General features: G+C 50.0%; 4 protein-coding genes. 2 read left to right on the forward strand and 2 right to left on the reverse strand.

Annotated elements, in window-relative coordinates; all coding sequences use genetic code 11:
- On the reverse strand, positions 1–2575 hold a 2575-nt coding region (locus tag CFT68_RS21365; RefSeq protein WP_088845727.1), incomplete at its 3' end, for a DNA methyltransferase.
- A 231-nt stretch (positions 2576–2806) separates the two neighbouring features.
- Between CFT68_RS21365 and CFT68_RS21370 the strand changes: the two genes are divergently transcribed.
- The gene (locus CFT68_RS21370; protein ID WP_245815476.1) at positions 2807–3508 is read left to right on the forward strand and encodes an AAA family ATPase; all 702 of its coding nucleotides are present in this window, start codon (positions 2807–2809) and stop codon (positions 3506–3508) included.
- Between the two features lie 5 nt (positions 3509–3513).
- Positions 3514–3840, forward strand: a complete 327-nt coding sequence (locus CFT68_RS21375) for a hypothetical protein (RefSeq protein WP_088845729.1) — start codon at positions 3514–3516, stop codon at positions 3838–3840.
- A 61-nt stretch (positions 3841–3901) separates the two neighbouring features.
- Here the strand turns inward: CFT68_RS21375 and CFT68_RS21380 are convergent.
- Positions 3902–4530 (reverse strand): replication initiation protein (locus tag CFT68_RS21380; protein ID WP_141106673.1); only part of this gene is annotated, 629 nt, incomplete at its 5' end.

Raw genomic sequence — 4530 nt, forward strand, 5'->3', positions numbered from 1 at the left:
CAACCGGGGATTCTGGCCAAGGGAAATTGTTGTAGACAATCGTATTGGAATATCGGTAATCACTTTTTATCCTGCCACATACATAGCTTAGCCAAGCCATGTGCATAGCTGATGTAACTACGCCAAAGGTGTAAAGACTCGCATTTGGGATTGCCATGCAGGAATTGCCAACAACTACCTCAGCTGATAGGAATGCGAAGGGTACGTAGATCCTACTTTCGGAAGAATGAATTGGCACAAGCAGATAATCTGTTGTTGGCTGCCTGTCTTCAGTAAAAAGTGTTGGACTGTTTGCCCACTCTCGCGTAGATTCTTTATCACTGTCCAAGCGCATTTTCTCAACGCGCTTCACACGTGCCATCACTTTTGTCAACTTACGCAAAACATTAGGTTCAGCATCTTTAAGCCATAAGCACCAGCGAGATGTCCCGCTGATAAATTCATCTGAACCTGCATACTCACGCACAAAAGGAGCAGCCTCAGGTTCCGCAAGGAGCAACTCTTGCTTCTCTTCATCGGTCATTATGAGATTGCCACCATCAGCTGGTTTGCTCCCATAAATCATGGGCGATACTTGACAAAGGGGCCTTCGCCTGTTGGGCAATACCACTATAGGAGCATCAACTAAATAAGGATTTATCCGGCTGGCCACACGTTCCTCAGGTAGGCTCGTAGGGCGGCTATAGGTGAACAACCGTTTATTGGTGACTTCCTGAGGCCCAAAACCAATAATTACACAATGCACGGCGGCATTCTTTTTCCCTTCGTTACTCCATTTAAAGGTTTGGTGGGCAAATTGAATGTGCATCCCGAAGCGCCCTAACAGCGGTCCCCATAACAGGCTTACCTGTTCACCCTGCACAATAGAGTTAGTGCTAACTAGTGCAGCTCTTGCATTAGTGCGCTGGATATACTGCGCGGTTTTCCAATACCAACCAGCTACGTAGTCGAGATTACCAGCTCCTCTTGTCCCTTGTAAGACTATCAGCAACTCGGCTTTTTGCTCATCTGTCTGTAGTGACTTCCCCACAAAAGGCGGGTTGCCTAGCACATGTGTAGCTTGCTCGCGGGGTAGCACATCGCTCCAATCAGTGCTGAGTGCGTTGCCATGGCGGATATGGGCGTGCTGACGTAGCGGGATGCGGGCCATATAGTGGCCAAAGCGCTCAGATAAGCGTTGGTTCATCTGGTGATCTACAAGCCAAAGGGCTACCTCTGCGATGCGGGCAGCAAACTCATCTAGCTCGATACCATGCATCTGCTCCACAGTAAGACGTACGGCTGTTTCAACGCCCAATGGAAACTGGGTGCCACCCTGATCTGGGTATAGCAGTGCTAGCAAGTCGAGTTCGAGCAAGCGTAGCTCGCGGTAAGCCACTACTAGGAAGTTGCCACAGCCGCAGGCAGGGTCAAACAGGCGTAGGCCAGCCAGCCGGTTTTGCAACTCGCGGAGACGATTGTCTCGCTGAGTGGTGGCGGCCAAAGTGCCTAGATGATTTAGCTCGGCACGCAGCTCATCTAAAAATAGTGGACCTATGGCCTTTAAAATATTAGCCTCTGAAGTATAGTGTGCACCTTTTATCCGGCGCTCTTCATCATTCATCACGCTCTGAAACAGTGAGCCGAAGATGGCTGGCGAAATCTGCCCCCAATCTAGGCGCGTGGCGCTAAGAAGTAGTTGGCGCATAGTTTCATCAAACGCTACCGTGCGTAAGTTACCCTTGAATAGACCACCATTAACGTAGGGAAATTCGCGCAAGTAATCGGGCAAAGTGTCAGGGCGTTGATCTTCAGGCGTGTCGAGCACCTCAAAGAATTGGTGTAGCAGGGGGCCAAGCTGTTGGCCTCTGGGGCCAGCATGGTTACTTACCAAGTCCATGAAGCTAGCGCGGGGGAAGATGTCTGTATCTTCGGCAAACAAGCAAAATAGCAGTCGCACGAGGTAGCGCTCTAAGTCAGCCCCTCGGTAGCCACTGGCTTCTAACTTGTCGTGTAGCTTGCCCATACGCTCGGCAGCCTGCCGATTTACGGGATCTTGCTCTTGATAGCGGCGCTGCTCATAGCCAGCCATGAAGCCAAACAGACGGACATGCTTACCTAGCTCGGCTACAGCTATTTCAACGTGGTCGTCTGCTGTAGGTAGCACAGTCTTGTTGCGCAGGTCGTAGAAGCGCAGACGGGCAAAGTCGGAGGTGAATACATACTGTGGGCGTTCGTAGGCAGGTAATCCGCCGATATACTCGAGTGCTTGCTTGTAAGCCGCGTCTAGGTCGGGGTGCTTATCACGACTTTTGCTTTCGGCAAGTAATACCCCTGGCCAAAACAAGTCGATACGGCCTGGACCTAGATCTTCATCCGGCGATTCTATTACCCCACTAGGTAAGGACGTAGCACGCTTGCGCACGGCATATTCAAACCTAGCTGTACCACGGCGCTTTTTGCCGAATACATTAAAAAAGTCATTCCAAAAAGATTGGGCATCCTCATTTTCTTTTACCGCGTTGCGGTATTCATGAGCGAACTTTAAAGCGTTTTCCCTGATTCTTGGCCAGGGTAGAGGGATAGGTAAAGGCATAATAGAGAAAAGTGAAGCAGTAAGGTAGCGATACCCTACCTACACTTCAGACAAGAATGTTAATCGGTAAATAACCCTCCGTATCTCAAAGGGTATGGCAGGCCAGTTCCGACGTGCTAACACAAAAGGAGTTTGGAAGGCATAGAAGAAAGTGGTTTCTGCGAATAATATAGGGTGTAGGGTAGTCACTACTTGATATACTATTTTGTAGGTGCTACTGCACACCAGAATATGGTTGCAGTTTTACACCTACATTCGCACCTGAATTTTCCTGATAAACACATGATATTCACAGTTGGAGGTATTAAGGGCGGGACTGGCAAAACAACCATATCGACCAACTTAGCCATTTGGCTGTCTCGTCAAGGAGCGGACGTGCTTCTAGTAGATGCCGACGAACAAGAGTCTGCCTCCGACTTTACGGCATGGCGCGACGAGACATACCAAGGGCAATTAGGCTACACCTTAGTTCAACTTACTGGAGGGGCAGTACGGCGGCAAATTGAGCAGCTGCGCCCTAAATACGACCACATTGTAATTGATACAGGCGGGCGGGATACTGCCAGCCAACGGGCGGCCTTATTCGTGTCAGACGTGTACCTGCTTCCCTTTGCGCCTCGGAGTTACGAGATATGGACCCTGTCTAAGGTGCTGGCTTTGTTAGGTGAAGTGCAGCCTGGTCGCGCTACCCCGCTGCAGATATATTCCTTTCTCAATAAGGCTGACACGCGGGGCGTCGATAACACCGAAGCCACCGAAGTGCTACGTGAAAACGTGGAACTTAATTACGTTGACTTTCCAGTAGTAACTCGCAAGGCCTTTGCAACAGCTGCCAGCAAGGGCTTATCAGTTTTTGAAGCTGCGCCACATGATGATAAAGCAATAGCGGAGCTAGAATCTCTGTTTCGTCACGTTACCCATCTCGCTAAGTAAAACCGATGGCTGTCTCCCCTCCCCCAAAGAAAAATGTAGCTGCTACGCCAAGCGCCACAGCTAGCAGCAAGCTCGATGAGAAGAAGATTAATGCCATTATCAATCGGGGCAGTTCCTCAGTAGCTGCCAACTCACTGGCCCCTGGCCAACTCAAGAATTTTAACATCAAGGTTCCAGCCGATACCTTAGTAAGTATTGAAGAGGTAAGAGCAAAACGCCCCCGCAAACCTACAAGTCCTAAGTTGGGTATCTCTACACAGGATTGGCTGTTAGAGGCTATTGCAGAGAAGCTTGAGCGGGAACAGAAGAAGTATAAAATAGGTGTGAAATAACACCCATTTTTAGGTGCAAGAACACATCTAGTTTTGGGTGTCGTTCTACACTCAAAACCTCTTATCTGAACTCCTTGCCTAGTGCTGTTACTAGCTGCTTGTAGGAATATCCAGCTTTGTCTTTCACGGACTCTTTTGTGGTGGCTATTTGGTGGCGGGTACGAAATAAAAGTTGTTCTAGCTCCGGCTTCCCGGCCACATGCTTGAGGATGCGTTGGGCTACAGCTGGTGCCAAGCAGTTTGCGCTGGTGCCGGTACTACTAGTTAGGCCTTGGTAAGCTCTTTGAAGTTGATCACTCTGACCAGCCAACCAGACGTTAAACTTGTCTGGCCGCGCAACGGGTGCTACAACTGCACTCGCTGCGGTGGCTACTGCAGGAGCAGCCAAGCGCTGATGCACCTTAGGAATAGTGAATAGCAGCCCAGTTATCTTTTTGCCCGTTCGTTGCGGCTCCCACGTAGCAGGAAAGTTTACTTCGGGGGCGTGGAATTCTGCCTTGATAGGCTCCAGTACCCAACGGTTGAACTCTGCCCACACCGGGTAAAGTGTTTCGTCTTGGAGTAGCAACCGCTTCAAGTCAACTAGGGTTTCCGCCCGCTTCACTGCTCGTCCTCCGCCCAGGTTGGCGTAGCTCTTGAGAATCCAGTATAGCCGTTGGGCTGTGGGGGAGAGAGTAAGTAGTGTCGCAA

Source organism: Hymenobacter gelipurpurascens (assembly GCF_900187375.1).
Lineage (GTDB): Bacteria > Bacteroidota > Bacteroidia > Cytophagales > Hymenobacteraceae > Hymenobacter > Hymenobacter gelipurpurascens.

Bases quoted from the DNA above. Each gene is read 5' to 3' on its own strand.
- CFT68_RS21370 (WP_245815476.1), top strand. From the start codon at position 2,807: ATGGTTGCAGTTTTACACCTACATTCGCACCTGAATTTTCCTGATAAA.
- CFT68_RS21375 (WP_088845729.1), top strand. From the start codon at position 3,514: ATGGCTGTCTCCCCTCCCCCAAAGAAAAATGTAGCTGCTACGCCAAGC.